At 43.5% G+C, this 16,521-nt stretch carries 13 protein-coding genes; 9 read left to right on the forward strand and 4 right to left on the reverse strand.

Translation table 11 applies throughout. The features are described 5' to 3' along the window. Nucleotides 1-4: 4 nt before the first annotated feature. Nucleotides 5-1,843 (reverse strand): cation:proton antiporter, encoded by a 1,839-nt coding sequence (locus EO92_RS09555; protein WP_048171186.1) that lies wholly within the window; start codon nucleotides 1,841-1,843, stop codon nucleotides 5-7. Nucleotides 1,844-2,258: 415 nt separating this feature from the next. On the opposite strand from EO92_RS09555, the gene EO92_RS09560 reads away from it, so the two are divergent. The 5 genes from EO92_RS09560 (at nucleotide 2,259) to glmU (EO92_RS09580) (ending at nucleotide 9,180) form a co-directional block, all read left to right on the forward strand. Continuing rightward, a complete protein-coding gene (locus EO92_RS09560; RefSeq protein ID WP_369793139.1) occupies nucleotides 2,259-3,227 on the forward strand; it encodes a calcium/sodium antiporter in 969 nt (322 codons plus the stop codon). A gap of 267 nt (nucleotides 3,228-3,494) precedes the next feature. Further along, complete coding sequence (gene glmU, locus EO92_RS09565; protein WP_048171188.1) at nucleotides 3,495-4,712, forward strand: bifunctional sugar-1-phosphate nucleotidylyltransferase/acetyltransferase; 1,218 nt, start codon at nucleotides 3,495-3,497, stop codon at nucleotides 4,710-4,712. Between the two features lie 23 nt (nucleotides 4,713-4,735). Beyond that, nucleotides 4,736-6,592: a glutamine--fructose-6-phosphate transaminase (isomerizing) gene (gene glmS, locus EO92_RS09570; protein ID WP_048171190.1), complete on the forward strand. Its 1,857-nt coding sequence runs from the start codon at nucleotides 4,736-4,738 to the stop codon at nucleotides 6,590-6,592. Nucleotides 6,593-6,685: 93 nt separating this feature from the next. After that, nucleotides 6,686-7,990 (forward strand): phosphoglucosamine mutase, encoded by a 1,305-nt coding sequence (gene glmM, locus EO92_RS09575; RefSeq protein ID WP_048131672.1) that lies wholly within the window; start codon nucleotides 6,686-6,688, stop codon nucleotides 7,988-7,990. Next, nucleotides 7,987-9,180, forward strand: a complete 1,194-nt coding sequence (glmU, locus tag EO92_RS09580; RefSeq protein ID WP_048171193.1) for a bifunctional sugar-1-phosphate nucleotidylyltransferase/acetyltransferase — start codon at nucleotides 7,987-7,989, stop codon at nucleotides 9,178-9,180. Before glmM ends, glmU (EO92_RS09580) begins: the two co-directional genes overlap by 4 nt. 206 nt (nucleotides 9,181-9,386) lie before the next feature. Here glmU (EO92_RS09580) and EO92_RS09585 read toward each other — a convergent pair whose 3' ends face one another. Further along, nucleotides 9,387-9,968, reverse strand: a complete 582-nt coding sequence (locus EO92_RS09585) for a hypothetical protein (RefSeq protein WP_235283278.1) — start codon at nucleotides 9,966-9,968, stop codon at nucleotides 9,387-9,389. Nucleotides 9,969-10,317: 349 nt separating this feature from the next. Continuing rightward, complete coding sequence (locus tag EO92_RS09590; protein ID WP_048140475.1) at nucleotides 10,318-10,515, reverse strand: hypothetical protein; 198 nt, start codon at nucleotides 10,513-10,515, stop codon at nucleotides 10,318-10,320. 662 nt (nucleotides 10,516-11,177) lie between these two features. Between EO92_RS09590 and EO92_RS09595 the strand changes: the two genes are divergently transcribed. Beyond that, on the forward strand, nucleotides 11,178-12,296 hold the full coding sequence (locus EO92_RS09595; RefSeq protein ID WP_048131679.1) for an AAA family ATPase: 1,119 nt from the start codon (nucleotides 11,178-11,180) through the stop codon (nucleotides 12,294-12,296). A 327-nt stretch (nucleotides 12,297-12,623) separates the two neighbouring features. Continuing rightward, complete coding sequence (locus tag EO92_RS09600) at nucleotides 12,624-12,884, forward strand: hypothetical protein (RefSeq protein WP_048171195.1); 261 nt, start codon at nucleotides 12,624-12,626, stop codon at nucleotides 12,882-12,884. A gap of 206 nt (nucleotides 12,885-13,090) precedes the next feature. Here EO92_RS09600 and rnz read toward each other — a convergent pair whose 3' ends face one another. Next, nucleotides 13,091-14,008 carry a ribonuclease Z gene (gene rnz, locus EO92_RS09605; RefSeq protein ID WP_048171197.1) on the reverse strand — a complete coding sequence of 306 codons (918 nt, stop codon included), beginning with the start codon at nucleotides 14,006-14,008 and terminating at the stop codon, nucleotides 13,091-13,093. A 542-nt stretch (nucleotides 14,009-14,550) separates the two neighbouring features. On the opposite strand from rnz, the gene cobA reads away from it, so the two are divergent. Continuing rightward, a complete protein-coding gene (gene cobA, locus EO92_RS09615) occupies nucleotides 14,551-15,318 on the forward strand; it encodes a uroporphyrinogen-III C-methyltransferase (RefSeq protein WP_048163198.1) in 768 nt (255 codons plus the stop codon). A 28-nt stretch (nucleotides 15,319-15,346) separates the two neighbouring features. Further along, a complete protein-coding gene (locus tag EO92_RS09620) occupies nucleotides 15,347-16,138 on the forward strand; it encodes a uroporphyrinogen-III synthase (RefSeq protein ID WP_048171201.1) in 792 nt (263 codons plus the stop codon). Nucleotides 16,139-16,521: the final 383 nt, after the last annotated feature.

The following is a 16,521-nucleotide window of genomic DNA, read 5'->3' on the forward strand; positions in this document are numbered from 1 at the left end:
AAAATTATTTGTGAAGTATGCCTGCGGTCCGCTTGGCTGCATCCCCTTCTCCAATAACGGTTACGATATCCTCATATTCAAGCACAAGGCTCCCGTGCGCGATAATAGATTCACTGCCCCGCTGAACCATAACCAGGAGACTCTTTTCAGGGAACTGGATATCCTTGATGGCTTTCCCGACTACCCCGGGGTTCGTGACCTTGACTTCCATCATGTCCCCTTCGCCCCCTACCTCGCACATGGAGAAGAGATGAGGCCTTCCGATCATGTTGTCAAGCACCACTGCAGTGGTTGTGGCCGGGCTCATGGCGCGGATGCCCAGATTCCAGAAAGCCTGAAGGTTTTCGATCTCGTTTACCCTGGCCACCAGCTGGTCACCTCTGAATCCGAAAGAAACTTTAGCAATCTGGCAGAAGAGAAGGTTCGTGTTATCCTGATTGGTTGTAGCAACCACATATTTGGCATTCTCTATCCCTGCCTTTTTCAGGACGTTTACATCCCCTGCATCACCCTGGATAACCCGGATCCCGAGTTCCATGCATTTTTTGCAGTTGCTCTCGGAAATATCCACAACAACTACATTTTCTCCTCTTTTGTCAAAACGTTCGGCAAGAATCCTGCCTACCTTTCCACCACCAATAATAAGAATTTCCATAGGGATTACCTCCAGCATCTCTGCCACTTTTTTTGACAGGCTGCCACTCATGAAGACTGTGATGATAACTGTAAGGAAGACAAGCCCCACAAGGGCCTGCCCTCCCGGAATGCCCATAGAATCGAGCTTGATTGCAAAATAGGTCGCAACCGAAGTCGGCACAACGCCCCTGGGCCCAACAAAGGAAATGAAAAGTTTCTCATTCGTGCCGATCTGCGAGTTCCACATCGAAACGAAGACCGCCACAGGGCGGATGAGGAATATGAGAAGCAGTACAAGGACTATCCCGCTTACCCCTATTCTCTGGATATCTTCAAATTTAAGCATTGCCGCAAGCAGGATAAAAATCAGGGAAAGCATCACAATCACAATGTCACTCTTGAATTCCTTGATAGTATCCTTGTAAGGAAATTCAGAAGTCCCGAGGATGATCCCGAAGACGGCTACCGCCAGAATCCCGGACTCGTTGCCCAGGTATTCTGAAAGAACGAAGCAGGCAAATACGGCGGTCAGGGAAACCAGCCTTGCGGTCCGATTGCTGATCACCGTTCCCCGAGTGAAGAACCAGCGGAGGGCAAACCCGCTCAAAGACCCCAGTGCAATTCCTATCCCCAATCTGTAAAGGATAAAGATCACAGCATCAGTCCCGGAAAGCTCTGCTGCGACCCATTCGAAGACCATAGCTGCAAGGATCACACTGGCAGCGTCATTCAGGACCCCCTCAAGTTCCAGGATCTTGCCAAGCTTGTGGCTAATCTGGATATTCCTTACAATGGGAGTTATCACAGTCGGCCCTGTTGCCGTGACAAGGGCTCCGAAAAGGGCAGCGAGTTCGAGAGGGATGTCTATCAGGAGGCTGGTCAGAACCGTGGCTCCCAGGAAGGTCACAAAGACCCCTATTGTTGTCAGCTTAAGGACACTTTCCTGAACCATCCTTATATGCTTCAGGTCAATATGAAGCCCCCCGTCAAAAACAATCACGGATACCGAGATTGCCACGATAGCGCTTAGCCCCTCAATATAGAGGGCAGGGTCCAGCAGGTTAAGGACCTCAGGCCCTACAATGACTCCTTCGATCAACAGGAAAATGATAAAAGGAATCCGGAAATAGCAACTGAGGGCCTGTGCGACAAGGGACATAATAAGTACGGCAACTACCAGTCCAAGTAGAAGTATCGGATCAAGCATGAGATTCCCTGTAATGATGAGTTAACTTGCTAAAAATGATTCGTAAACATCCGAGAGAAATTGAAAGGAAAGATATGTCAAGGTTGTATTGCCAAAAAAGCACAAAATGTTTGGTACTGTATACATAATCATACAATTGTGATATATAAATGTGACTCCTGATTGTTAACCCCTGAACACTTTCTTCTCGATAACTCTCATTTATATCTAAATGAGAAAGGCAGTTCCCAAAGAAAGAACAGTTTTTCACAACACCTGCAAATCAATTTCAGGAAAGTATTCCCAGAATCTTTTCAATTTGAAAGCCTGTTACTTTGAGGTCCGGTACAAAAATTCTGAAAAGGCTGCATAATCAAAAGACCATTAGACAAAAACCCTAAAAACTGCAAAAACAGGAGCGTATGAGTTATATTCTTTGTACTCTTTAAAGGACGCCATGGACTTGCTTTTGATCTTTCTTTTTCTGCTCAGCCTTGCTATGATAAGCAAAGGTTCGGACTGGTTCATTGAAGCTGCGATTGCAATATCAAACAAAAGCGGGATCCCAAAAATGCTTATAGGGGCTACGATTGTGAGTTTTGCAACCACAGCTCCGGAGTTTGCAGTTTCTGCAACGGCAGCTTATATCGGGCATACAGACGTAACAATAGGAAATGCAGTGGGTTCGGTCATATGCAACACCGGGCTTGTACTGGGTTCGATTATAGCTGTAAAAGCAATCCCTATGAAGGATGATACGTTTCCCATTAAAAGCGGGCTTATGCTCCTTTCAGGAATTGTCCTTATCATAATCAGTCGCGACGGAAGTGTGAACCGGCTTGATGGGATTATACTTCTGCTGGTGTTTTTTGCGTTCCTCTTCCATGCTTCAAAGACCCAGCGCGTGTTGTTTGAAGATAATGAAACAGGTAGGCAAAAACTAAAAATCAAAGATATCCGGAAAGATATAGCTTTCTTCGTTCTCGGCTCCCTTTCCGTAGTTATAGGAAGCAGGATCCTGGTAGATTCAGGAATAAAAATAGCCGAATGGATGGGCATCCCTGAAGTAATAATAGCCCTGACGGCGGTCGCAATAGGAACATCCCTTCCCGAACTTGCAACTGCAATTACCTCCCTCAAGAAAGGGCACCAGGACCTCTCCATAGGAAACATCCTCGGGGCAAATACAATGGATATTGCCATGATCCTCGGGGCATCATCCCAGATTCGCGTGCTCCCTGTTTCGGAACAGCTTGCAGGATACGATTTCCCGTTCATGTTCCTGATATCTCTCGCCCTTATAATCTTCGGGATCACTGGAAAAAAGCTGGAAAGATGGGAAGGAGGCGTAATTCTCGGGGCATATCTGATTTATGTGGCAGGGCTTTTTATCCTCTATAGATAAGCCTGCACCCCAACTTTAAAAAGTAAGAACCTCTTCACGTTTCAAATTCAGGATTTTTACTTTTCACATATTTTTCTCATTTTACATATTTTTCTCATTTTACATATTTTTCTATTTTTACAGATTATTCTCTATTTATAAGCCACCCATTCATTCGCAAATTATGTACGATGTGAAGAATCATCTTTTTTTATAAGCAAATTTTTATATTCATCTTATATCTTCTGAAGGCAATGTATAAATTCTAAAAAAAGGTTCTTTAACTCTATGAAAGCTATTATCCTCGCAGCAGGAGAAGGACTGCGCTGCAGGCCTCTTACTCTTACCCGTTCCAAAGTGATGCTTCCTGTAGCCAACAGGCCTATTCTGGAACATGTCATATCTTCTCTTGAGAAAAACGGAATCAATGAGATCATACTGATTGTTGGGTATGAAAAAGAACGCATAATGAACTATTTTGAAGACGGGCTGAATTTCGGGGTCAATATAAAATATGTCGAGCAAAAAGCCCAGCTCGGGACAGCACATGCGATTGAACAGGCAAAAAAACTAATACGTCCCGAGGATTCTGAATTCCTTGTCCTGAACGGGGACAACCTGGTAGAACCAAAAACCATAGCTGATATCCTTAACAATTATGAAGGAGATGCGAGCCTTTTAACCGTAAGAATGAAGGACACAGCAGGTTATGGAGTGGTACTGAAAGAAAAGAAGAGAGTTACCCAGATTCTGGAAAAAAGACCCGGAGATTTAAGCCATCTTGTAAACACGGGAATTTATATTTTTACGCCGCAGGTCTTTGAAACTATTGAAAAAACTCCTATATCCGAAAACGGAGAATATGCGATAACCGATACCCTCCAGCTTATGATTGACGAAGGAAAAGTAGTCACTTCAATCTCAACCGAATCCAAGTGGCTGGATGCGGTCCATGCCTGGGATCTCCTGAAAGCAAACTCAATTGTATTAAACTCCTCCAGAAACCTGAAGCAAGAAGGAGAACTTGAAGAAGGAGTAATAATTCGCGGAAAGGTTGAAATCGGAAAAAACACAAAAATCCGTGCCGGAACCTATATTGTAGGTCCGGTAGTAATCGGGGAAAACTGTGATATAGGACCTAATGTAGTAATTCTGCCCTCCACTACTATAGGAGACAATGTGTCCATAAGGTCCTTTACCGAAATCCAGAACAGCATCATAATGAATGACTGCCGGATTTCTTCCCACGGGCAGATCTCCAATTGCATAATTGGAAGCAACAATACCTTTGGTCCGGGTTTTACTGCAGAGGAAAAAGAAAACCTTGAGATAAACATTAACTGCAGGATCCACAAAGCTCCAAAACTCGGCACTATAATTGGGGACGATAACCGGATAGGAGGCAGAGTGCTCGTGAAAGCCGGAGTAATGATTGCTGTCAGCTGTCAGGTAGAGTCTGGAAACACTATTTACAGAGACCTGCCCCGTGATTCGGTGGTCCTCTGAGCTCTTAAGAAGGAGATAAAAAAATGTGTGGAATTGTCGGATATGCAGGAAGAAGTGCTGCTGCACCGGTTCTTATAGAATCTCTTAAAAAACTTGAATATAGGGGATATGACTCCGCAGGGATTACCGTTCTTGGCAGTGGAATTGAAACTTATAAGGCAGTCGGGAAAATCATAAATCTCGAATCCGAAATCCCAAAGAAACTCGGAGGAACTGTCGGAATAGGACACACCCGCTGGGCAACTCATGGACGCCCAAATAAGGAAAATGCCCATCCCCATAACTCGGGAGGAAACCCGGAAAAAATCTCGATCGTGCATAACGGGATTATTGAAAATTACATGGCATTGAAAGAGCGGCTTATTGGAGAGGGTTACCAATTCAAATCCGAAACCGATACAGAAGTGATCGCACATCTTCTGCACAAACACATCTATGGGAAACCGGATGGAAAAGAAGCTCAATGCGAACTTCTTGTAGGACTTAGAGAAGCCTTAAAAGAGATTGAAGGATCATATGCTCTTGGAATAATCTCTGCGGATGAACAGGGAAAACTCGTGCTTGCCCGCAAGGACAGCCCTCTCGTCATAGGGCTCGGGAAAGGGGAAAATTTTGCTGCATCTGATGTAACCGCTTTTCTGAACCATACCAGGGATGTTATCTTTGTAAATGACTTTGAGACAGCAGTGCTGAGCCCAACAAGCGTGGAGATATTTGACAGGGAAGGAAATCTCAGGGAAAAGAAGATAGAAAAGATAGAATGGAACTTTGAGGCCGCAGAAAAAGCAGGTTATGAACATTTCATGCTGAAAGAGATTCATGAACAGGTCACTGCAATCCACGACACCCTGGCAGGCAAAGTCTCTGAACTTGAAGGAGCTATATACTTAAACGAACTGAACCTCAGTGAAGACGAAATAAGGAAACTTTCAAGGGTTCAGATCCTGGCATGCGGAACTTCCTGGCATGCAGGCTTACTTGGGAAATACCTGTTTGAACAGCTGGCAGGAATCCACTGCGATATTGATATCTGTTCGGAGTACAGGTACAGAAACCCTGTGATGAATGAAGGGACCCTTGCCATTGCGATTACTCAATCAGGAGAAACTGCAGATACCCTTGCAGCCGTGCGGGAGATTATGTCTTACAACTGTCCCACGCTTGCAATTACGAATGTTGTGGGAAGCACGATTACAAGAGAGGCAAACAGCGTACTCTATACGCGGGCAGGACCCGAAATAGGAGTCGCTGCCACAAAGACCTTCAGCACCCAGATTACCCTTCTATATCTCCTCGCTGTAAAGTTCGCTCTTGTAAGGGGCAAGTTAAGCCATGATTATGTAAAGAATTTCATTACGGAAATCCGGAAAGTCCCGGGAGAGATCCAGCAGATCCTTAACCAGAAGGAAGCGATAAAGGAATGTGCTGAGAACTTTGCCCATGCAAAAAGCTACTTCTTCCTTGGCAGGCACCTTAACTACCCTATAGCTCTCGAAGGAGCACTTAAACTCAAAGAGATCTCATATGTGCATGCCGAAGGCTTTGCTGCAGGAGAACTGAAACACGGACCTATTGCCCTTCTTGACGAGGGAACTCCTGTAGTTGCAATTGCCACCAGGGGACAGACTTATGAAAAGATGCTCAGCAATATTAAAGAAGTGAAAGCCAGGGATGCTGTTGTGATCGCGATTGCCGACAGTAAGGACACGGAAATAGGAAAGTATGCAGATATTGTCCTCAGAGTCCCCCAGAGCGACGAACTGCTGGCTCCCCTTCTGAGTGTTGTCGTGCTTCAGTTGCTTTCTTATTACACTGCTCTAGCCAGAAACTGCTCTATTGACAAACCTCGCAACCTTGCAAAGAGTGTTACTGTCGAATGATTGTAAAGGCTGAGAATATCAGGATTTAAATATAACAACAGAATACGGGATTTCAGAACAGAATAAAACTTCATGAAATATGGAGTGGGATTTATGAAACTCTTCGGATCTTCAGGAATTAGAGGCATAGTTAATAAAGAAGTTACACCCGAACTTGCACTGCAGGTAGGGCTTGTGTTAGGAAGCCGGAAAAAGACCGCAGTTATCGGGAGGGACCCACGGGTTTCGGCGCCTATGATAGAGCACGCCCTGGTCGCCGGGCTGACTGCTGCAGGCTGTGATGTTACAAAGGTGGGCATGGTAACTACTCCGACTCTGGCATATGCAGCCAGAGAATATGAATGCGGAGTAATGGTTACAGCTTCACATAACCCCTCAGAGTATGTGGGGATAAAGTTATGGAACCCTGACGGCATGGCTTTTGACTCAGCCCAGCAGGAAGAAATTGAAGAAGCTATCGAAAAAGAAAACTTTTCGCGAGTTACCTGGGACTTTATAGGGAAAATTGCTGAAGACGAAAACGCCATTCGGGACCACATGGATATGATCGAGGGTCTTGTAGGGAATTCCGGGCTGCGCGTGGTTCTCGACTGTGGATGCGGAGCAGGAAGCACAATCACTCCTTATCTTCTGCAGGAACTTGGCTGTCAGGTAATAACCCTGAATTCCCAGCCTGACGGACATTTCCCGGCAAGAAACCCTGAACCCAATGATCAAAACCTCTCCCTGCTTAAAAAGGCAGTTGTGGCGTTCGAAGCCGACCTCGGAATAGCCCATGACGGAGATGCGGACAGGATGATGGCAGTCGACGAAAAAGGTAACTTCGTATCCGGAGACGACCTGCTTGCAATATTCGGGCGTTTTGAATGCGGAGATAAAAAAGGAGCTGTTGTCGTGCCTGTAGATACCTCCATGATGGTGGATGATTATCTTGAAGGTTCTGAAATCATAAGGACAAGAGTTGGGGATGTCTATGTTGCAGAGGGCATAAAGCAGTACGGAGCCATCTACGGCGGAGAGCCTTCAGGAAGCTGGATTTTCCCGGAGATTTCCTACTGCCCTGACGGGATCTATGCAGCTGCAAAGCTTGTTGAAATTGTCAGGGAAAAGAAGTTAAGTGAGCTCAGGGCAGAACTTCCTGTTTATGCCACAAAAAGGGGTGCTCTTCCATGTGCAAACGAAAAGAAAGCAGAGTTCATGGAAAAGGTAAAAACAAGGCTTGAACCCCTTGGAAAAGTCCTTGACATTGACGGGATCCGCGTGGAACTTGAAAACGGCTGGGTACTTGTCCGCCCCTCGGGCACGGAAGCAAAGGTAAGGATTACGGCAGAAGCCAGGGAAAATGTAGATGAGATCTACGACATGGCAGAAAAAATAGTGAAGGAGGCGCTTAAATGAAAGCAGTTGTCCTTGTGGCAGGCAAAGGCACAAGGATGGAACCTCTCACCTCCGACTGCCCTAAAGTAATGCTTCAGGTTGCAAACAAACCGATACTTGAACATATCCTGAACGCAGCCGTAGAAGCAGGTATCGAGGGTTTTGTCTTCATTACGGGATACCTGGAAGAGCAAATAAAAGCCCACTTCGGGGACGGAAGCAAATGGGGAGTAAGCATCGAGTATGTGCAGCAAAAGGAGCAGTTAGGAACTGCAAATGCTATCGGCTATGCAAGAGGGCACGTTGAAGGGACATTCATCGTACTTAACGGGGACATGCTCATCGGGCAGGAGGACTTGAAATCCCTGGTTTCCAGGAAAGAAGAAGCTGTAATCTGCGTAAAAGAGGTGGAAAACCCTTCGGATTTCGGAGTTCTTGAGACCGAGAATAATAAAGTAGTCAGGATAATTGAAAAACCGAAAAATCCCCCGACAAACCTTGCAAATGCCGGGATTTACCTTTTCAGGGAGTCCATATTTGACTTAATTGATAAAACCCAGCTTTCCGTAAGAAAAGAACTTGAGATAACAGACTCCATTCAGATGCTGATCGACAGCGGAGCGCCTGTAGGCTACAGCCCCCTCGAAGGCAGGTGGATTGACATAGGATATCCCTGGGACCTCCTGAAAGCAAACGAACACCTTTTAAAAGACCTCGTGGGCTGCTGTGAAGGCACCGTGGAGCCAAATGCAACCATAAAAGGTGAAGTTGCAATCGGAAAAGGCACTCTCATCCGAAACGGTTCCTATATCGAAGGGCCTGTGGTAATAGGTGAGAACTGCGATATAGGGCCCAACTGCTTTATTCGTCCTTCAACTGCAATAGGCAACCGTGTCAGAATCGGAAATGCCGTGGAAGTAAAAAATACAATTGTTATGGAAGGCACTCATGTGGGGCACCTGAGTTATGTAGGAGACAGCGTCATCGGGCGCCGCTGTAATTTTGGAGCCGGTACGAAGGTTGCAAACCTCCGTCACGATGGAAAGAACATAAAGGTGATGCTGAAAAGCAGGATTCTTGACTCCGGCAGAAGAAAACTCGGCGTGATCATGGGAGATGATGTGCATACTGGCATCAATACGAGCATAAATATAGGCGTGATAATGCACAAAGGAAGAGCCACCCTTCCCGGAGAAGTAGTAAAGCACTGAGCCGGCATCAAAGTAAGAAAATGAATCAGGACTCCCCTCCTTTTCCTGGTGGCATAGGAGGGGAAATCCCTGCATGTTTTTGTTTTAATCTATGTTCTTTATTTTCTGTATTTGAATCTATATTTTTTATTTGAAGCTATTTTATTTAGAAGAAGTTATTTTATTTAGTTGAAGTTATTTTATCACTTATGAATACATTATCGAGCTTATGAATACAGCTGTTTTATGCTCCAGAACACTGTGTTTCGGAAGAAACCTTTTACTTCTACATTGAGAGATCCGTCATTCATTTTCTCTACAGCTTTCCTTAAAGGATCATCTGAAGCAATTATCTCCCTGATAGTCTCTTCATCGGATTCCACAGTTATGGAGGGACCGAACTTTGAATTTGGATCATTGGGAGTGTCATACCTGTAAAATTCTCCTACTTTTCCACTCCTCATAAGTAAAGTTACGTAGAGCATTTCACCATTCTCAAGTTCAATTCTCCCCGCAATCTCTTCACTTGCCACCAGCCTTTTAACAAGAGATGGCACGTTATCAAAGTTCTCGTTATAGAGCTCCATCTGCGCACTTAATTCGGAAAAAAGATCGTTCTCCGTACTGGAATTAACAGAAGTTGTAAATAATTCAGCTGCTGTAACATTACCCACACTTGAAGCATTATCCGCACTGGAAACATTACCCGTACTGGAAGCATTACCCGTACTGGAAGCCGCACCTGCTGCATTAACAAGCAAGAGCACAACCAGAAGGGAAACAATAGCCCTATTTTTCCAATAAACCATGATTGAAAATAAGAAGCAGGGATATAAAAAAGTTATCAATATAAATTAAAACTCTCCAAAAAGGGAAGAGGAGTGGAGAAATTGAACTGTCTTAAAATCAAAAATAAGAAACAAAACCAAAACCAAAACCAAAAATAAGAAACAAAACTAAAATCAAAATCAAAATTGAAAAACCAAAATCAAAATCAAAAATAAGAAACAAAACCAAAATCAAAACCAAAAATAAGAAACAAAACCAAAACCAAAAACAAAACCAAAAACAAAACCAAAACCAAAATCAAAAATAAGAAACAAAACCAAAACCAAAAACAAAAAACTTACCGGGATAAGTTTTATCCAGCGGCAAGATTTAAAGTTTAAGAGAGGGTCTGAACACCTCAGAACAGTACCTGTCGAAGACCTGGTCTTCAACCTGTTCACAGATTTTCTTATAATCTTTCGACTTTGGGTCGTGCTTGTTCATAGTCTTTTTGACTTCAGCGTTCATCTTATCAAGAGTTTTTTGGTCGAAACCGTCCGTATTCTCCATAGTAAACATATAAATCATACTCTAGAACTAACTTAGTTAGATGCTTAAGATTTTTTGCATTATTTAAATTTCTATATTACATACACAGTATTACCATACAGATAGATTAATCGGGTAACACACTGGTAATTAATTGCCAGCTTTTAACTATTTTTGAAAATAGTTTTAATCTAATAATTAAAATATTTATATTATTGCTCTAATATATTAGCTTTCCCTTTTAATCGAACTTCATTTTTACTTCAAATGAGTAGACCTGAGGGATTTGCCAAATAATCCGTTATGGAAGCCTCTTTACTCAAAGAAATAATTCATCAAAGCCTGCATAAACGATTGTTCAAGCAAATTTTAAACAATAAGCTTTTTAGGGCTCACTCCTATAAATATTTTACATTTGGAAGATATCCTTCAGGACATACACATCTATACATTACATTAAATATATGAATATATAATGGTTACCTGAAGTCCATAGACTGTATTATACAGATAAACGATAGGAAAATAATGTCCTGCATGAATAATTTTCAGTAAACGGGTTTCTGTTATACGGAGTTAAGATAAGGCTTTCGTAATCGAATATCCATACTGGTTCATGGGGTTAATTATATTAGCTCTTCAGGTCACTATAAGGTATAGAAAAGTATTAGGTATAGAAAAGTATTCGAGTTGATAACAAAGTGCGACCGGTCTCACAAAGAGTGAACGCGAAGAAAATTCACGAGAACAATGCCGAGCTCGGGAAATCCACATCCGAACTTCTTATCCTGAAGCCTGAAGGATATCCCCTGAGCGGCATGATGGAAGAATATCCTGTTATTGAAAACAAGGATGTTTTTGAATTCTATGCACGGGAACAGTGGAATGGGAATGTTGCCCGCAAAGGAGATTATCTCTTTGACAAGAGAATGTTTCCTGACTTCGCATACCGCATTATAGATGTGGAACCTGCAGAATCCATAATAGGAAACTCAACATCCATTATCGTAACCGAAGAGGAAAATGGAATTTCTCCCTCTGAAGAAATAAAAAGTGATGTTAGATTTGAAGATGTGATAGGGCAGGAACTTGCAAAACAGAAATGCAGGCTTATTGAACGCTTTCTGGAAGAGCCCGAACGTTTTGGGAAATGGGCACCAAGAAATATTCTGTTCTTTGGACCCTCGGGCACTGGAAAAACCATGCTCGCAAAAGCCCTTGCAAGCAAGACCGATGTGCCAATCATTCCGGTCAAGGCTACCCAGCTAATAGGGGAATATGTCGGGGATGGAGCCCGTCAGATCCACCAGTTATATGACCGGGCAGAAGAGATGTCTCCCTGTATAATCTTCATTGACGAACTTGATGCCATTGCCCTGGACAGGCGATTTCAGGAGCTCAGAGGAGACGTAAGCGAAATCGTAAATGCCCTTCTGACTGAAATGGACGGAATAGTTGAACGAGACGGAGTCTGTACCATCTGTTCTACAAACCGTGTCAATTCCCTGGACTCTGCTGTGAGAAGCAGGTTCGAAGAAGAGATTGAATTTGTCCTTCCGGCGGAAGAAGAAATCGTTCATATACTGGAATCAAATGTGAAGACTTTCCCTCTGCAGGTAGAGGAATTTGATTTCCAGACACTTGCAAAGAAAGCTAAAGGGCTTTCAGGCAGGGATATTGTAGAAAAAATCCTTAAAACCGCCCTTCATCAGGCAATCATCGAAGATAGGGAAATTGTCAGCGGTAAAGACTTTGAAAAAGCCCTTGCAAGATTGGGCAGGAAAGATTTTATCCAGGACCCAACCCAACTTTATGTATAACCCTTGAAAGAGAAATAACCTAAATGAGAAAGTGCCTTTTAATCCCTTTTCTATGAGATATTTCCAGGCACCCATCTTAGGTATAACTCTTTACATGTTTTTACAAGTTTCCTGTGAAGACTAATTTGTTCAGTCTAAGGAAGTTTTCTTTTCAGCTCTTTGGTAGTTTATAAGAAGATTTTAAGAAAATTATAAGAAGTTTGGAAGAGAAGTTTCTTGTTAAAGCCTCTGGGATAGTTTTATGTATAAAAATCATTATTCTTTATCAGAAGTTCTATTTAAGTAAGGTCTCAACTATACCCTAAACAAGATTTAAAAGGGATTCTCATGAATGAAATACGTGAAGTCGACCGCTTTGAGTGCAGGGTTATAAGCGTAACCCATAACATGGCCTGGAAAGGTGTGACAGTTGAAGAAAATGATACAAAAGGGAGGGTGTACTTCGGAAGGGTCAACGGTGAAATTGAAATCAACCCTGGAGACACATTCTATCTCGGTGTCAAGCAGCTCTATGAAATCGAAGACAAGACCATGAGAGTTACACTCTACGACGCTGAAAACAAAAACCTGGACTGGACACTTGTCTGAACAACCGGATAATACTGAATAAAGATTCTTTCTGCAGGTTTATTTCCTGTAGAGAGATTTAATCTAATTTTTAAACCCTGCTTTAAAGAAAACTTCAAATATTCCGCAAAACGCCCTGTACCCGGTATATGAAGGCTCAATCATATCTGTTTGTTCAGGTATGTTTGTTCAGGTATGTTTGTTCAGGTATGTTTGTTCAGGTCTGCTTATTCAGGTCTGTATGGTATCTCAAGTTCCATCAGGTCTTCGGCTACAACTACATTTTCAAAAACTATTTTTGAATCTTTCAGGATAGGTTCCACATCATCAGTATAACGTGAGCTGATATGGGTAAGGACCAGTTTCCTGACTCCGGCTTCTTTTGCAAGGGCTGCAACCTCACCTGCTGTCGAATGCATGGATTCTTCCGCCCAGTCTGCCATCTCGTCAGCGAAGCTGCCGTCATGAATTAAGAGGTCGGCATCCCTGCTGGCTTCAAGCACTGCTTCACAGGGCCTGGTATCTCCGGTGTACACGATTGTCCTTCCGGGCCTCGGGATTCCCATTACTTCTTCGGGCCTTACGAGCCTTCCGTCCACTTCTACAGGATTTCCCCTTTGAAGTTTTGCAAAAAGGGGACCAGGAGGAACGCCGAGTTCGACTGCCTTTTCCCTGTTAAAACGTCCGGGGCGGGGGTTTTCCACAAGGGCATAGCCAAGACTCGGGATGCTGTGTTCGGTCTTTAAAGCCCGGACTACATAACTTTCCCCTTCTACAGTGTCTCCGGGACTCAGTTTCACGCCCCGGATTTCATATTTAAGGTTGAAATAGCCAAGGGCCTTAAAAAGCTCAGTAAATTCCCTGGTCCCTTCAGGACCGTAGATCGTCAACGGCTCTTTCCTGCCCAGGAAGGACATAGTTTGAATGAGGCCAGGAATTCCGAGAAAATGATCTGCATGAAAATGACTGATGAAAATAGAGGACAGGCTCATCATGCCTGTCTTTGCCCGCATCATCTGCTGCTGGGTGCCTTCTCCACAGTCAAAGAGTATAAGTTCCCCTTCTCTGTTGATCATTACTGCTGACGGATTTCTGTTACGGGTCGGGAGGGACCCTCCAGTGCCTAGAAAAGTTATGCGAAGCATGATGAACTCACTGATTATGATGAAATTACTAACTGGTAACAATGAAATTGGTAACAATGAAATTATCAGTTACAATGAAATTGGTAACAATGAAATTATCAGTTACAATGAAATTATAAGTTACAATGAAATTATAAGTTACAATGAACTCACTAATTACATCAGAGGTATTTATTAATTGCCAGTCGCTCTATATTCTTTAATAACACTCTCTTTTTCAAGAATCAAACCATAAGCAAACACATATAGTATACAAAAGAGGAATAAGAGATATAAGATAAGTATACGATTTAATATATATAAGCTTGGCAATAAAACTGTATGAAGATGGTATACTATTTATTATAAAAGCTCTTTAAACCCTACAGATTTACATTTCTATAAAACCTCTCCTTCTTATTAGAAGATGGCTTTCCACCTTCAGAAGAAGTTATCCTGTTATGGAACCTTCCCATGAAAGTATAAGGTGTCATCTATCACGACATGAAGGAAGAGAATTATCTATCAACAATTGTAAAGGAAGAAAAAGGAACCGTCGTCATATGTCAGGAAATTACGGAAAAGTTTATCTTGTGGGTTCTGGTCCCGGCGACCCTGAGCTTCTGACCCTGAAAGCCCGTCGGCTGATTGACAGTGCTGAAGTCATTATCTATGACCAGCTCCCTGGAAAAGTGATCCTGGACTCAATGCCGGAAAGCGCAGAGAAAATCGATGTGGGAAAATACGCGGGCAATCACACCATGACCCAGTCCGAAATCAATGAAGTGCTTGTGCAGAAGGCAAAGGAAGGCAAGATGGTGGTCCGGCTAAAAGGAGGGGACCCCTATGTCTTCGGAAGGGGAGGAGAAGAAGCTGAGGTGCTTGTAGCAGAAAACATAGAGTTCGAAGTCGTGCCAGGGATTACCTCTGCAATTGCAGTGCCTGCATATGCAGGAATTCCCGTAACCCACAGGGAAAGCACGTCGATGGTCACCTTTATAACAGGGCACGAAGACCCCACAAAGGAAGAGAGTGGACTGGACTGGGAGACCCTGGCAAAGTTCAACGGGACCATTGTAATCTTTATGGGTGTAAAGATGCTCAGGCGAAATACTGAAGAGCTCATGAAGCACGGAAAGGACCCGAAAACCCCTGTTGCAGTCATAGAGAAAGGGACCCGACCTGACCAGCGGGTAACCGTTGGAACCATTGCAGATATCGCAGACCTGGCAGAAGAACGAAAAGTAAAGGCTCCTGCCATCACGGTTGTAGGAGATGTGGTCCGCCTGCACGATATCCTCGGAGAACAGTTAACGGGAGTGGAATTTTAACCCGACGTAAATGACAGGAGAAGGGAACATGACAGAAGAAAAAAGGCCTGTCCTTGCAATCATGAGGCCGGAAAGTTACCGTGAAAAGTCTGAGGCACTTGCCAGAGAGTACGGTTTTGAGCCTTTTTATGTCCCTATGATAAAGCTTGAAGGCATGAAAGACGAAGGATTCGAGCCCTTCATTCAGAGGGTCATTGACGGAACTTCGGATTACGTTGTATTTACAAGCGCAAACGGGATAACTTTCACACTGGACAAGCTCACGGAAACTGAAAAGGAAAAATTCATCACAGCCCTGAAAAAGACCAGGGTAATAGCAATCGGCCCGAACACGGAGAAAGAGCTTGAAAAAATAGGGATTGAAGATTCTTTCCTGCCCGAAGATTACAGTTCTGAAGGAATTGTAGAAGCTCTCTGCCCTGAGGTAAAAGGGAAAACATTTGACCTTGCAAGAAGCGCGTTTGGGGCTAAGGTTTTGATAGAAGGCCTTGAAAAGTGCGGAGCAACAGTCTATGAGACTCATGTGTACACCCTCAACATCCCTGAAGGTGCAGCCCAAAAAGAGCTCATCGAACGCGCCCTCTCAGGAGAAATGGATGCCTTTGCCTTTACAAGCTCAATGATGGTCAAAGGCTTTATGAAACATGCGGAAAAGCTGGGAGCAGGAGAAACCATAAAAGAGACTCTTGGCAAGGCTGTTGTAGGCGCCATCGGGACTCCTACAGGAAATACCCTGAAAAAACAAGGGATCAATGCAGATGTAATCCCTGATGAGTTCACCTTCGAAGCCCTGATAAAGGCTATGAAAAAAGAGCTATGAACAGCCAGCTCTAAGGGTTATTCAAGAAATATTCTACAAGTATACTCAGAAATTTATGCAGGGAAAGCGCTCAGAATCTTTCCCGGTGAAGCCATCTGAGGTTTAACTCAAATTGTTTTGAGGACTGGCAAATAAAAGACCCACTAAAAATTTACCCATAAAAGCCGGTTCAAAAAACAATACTTAAAATTCTGGAAAACAATCTTAATTTTGACGGATCGACATGATAGGCATTTCAAAACTTTACTGCGGAACCGTGGAACCTTCTGATGCCCTTCGTTATGGAAGGGACTCAAAGAAGCTTCCCTCTCACCTACTGCAGTTTTCGAAAGATAAAAAACCGGTAGTAGTCTGGAACATGACCTGTCTCTTATACACATCTC

Source organism: Methanosarcina sp. 2.H.A.1B.4, from assembly GCF_000979385.1.
GTDB lineage: Archaea > Halobacteriota > Methanosarcinia > Methanosarcinales > Methanosarcinaceae > Methanosarcina.

Excerpts from the sequence above, each read along its gene's own strand:
- EO92_RS09585 (WP_235283278.1), bottom strand. The coding sequence starts at position 9,968 with ATGGTTTATTGGAAAAATAGGGCTATTGTTTCCCTTCTGGTTGTGCTC.
- glmU (WP_048171188.1), top strand. The coding sequence starts at position 3,495 with ATGAAAGCTATTATCCTCGCAGCAGGAGAAGGACTGCGCTGCAGGCCT.
- rnz (WP_048171197.1), bottom strand. The coding sequence starts at position 14,008 with ATGCTTCGCATAACTTTTCTAGGCACTGGAGGGTCCCTCCCGACCCGT.
- glmS (WP_048171190.1), top strand. The coding sequence starts at position 4,736 with ATGTGTGGAATTGTCGGATATGCAGGAAGAAGTGCTGCTGCACCGGTT.
- EO92_RS09600 (WP_048171195.1), top strand. The coding sequence starts at position 12,624 with ATGAATGAAATACGTGAAGTCGACCGCTTTGAGTGCAGGGTTATAAGC.
- glmM (WP_048131672.1), top strand. The coding sequence starts at position 6,686 with ATGAAACTCTTCGGATCTTCAGGAATTAGAGGCATAGTTAATAAAGAA.
- cobA (WP_048163198.1), top strand. The coding sequence starts at position 14,551 with ATGTCAGGAAATTACGGAAAAGTTTATCTTGTGGGTTCTGGTCCCGGC.
- glmU (WP_048171193.1), top strand. The coding sequence starts at position 7,987 with ATGAAAGCAGTTGTCCTTGTGGCAGGCAAAGGCACAAGGATGGAACCT.
- EO92_RS09590 (WP_048140475.1), bottom strand. The coding sequence starts at position 10,515 with ATGATTTATATGTTTACTATGGAGAATACGGACGGTTTCGACCAAAAA.
- EO92_RS09555 (WP_048171186.1), bottom strand. The coding sequence starts at position 1,843 with ATGCTTGATCCGATACTTCTACTTGGACTGGTAGTTGCCGTACTTATT.
- EO92_RS09620 (WP_048171201.1), top strand. The coding sequence starts at position 15,347 with ATGACAGAAGAAAAAAGGCCTGTCCTTGCAATCATGAGGCCGGAAAGT.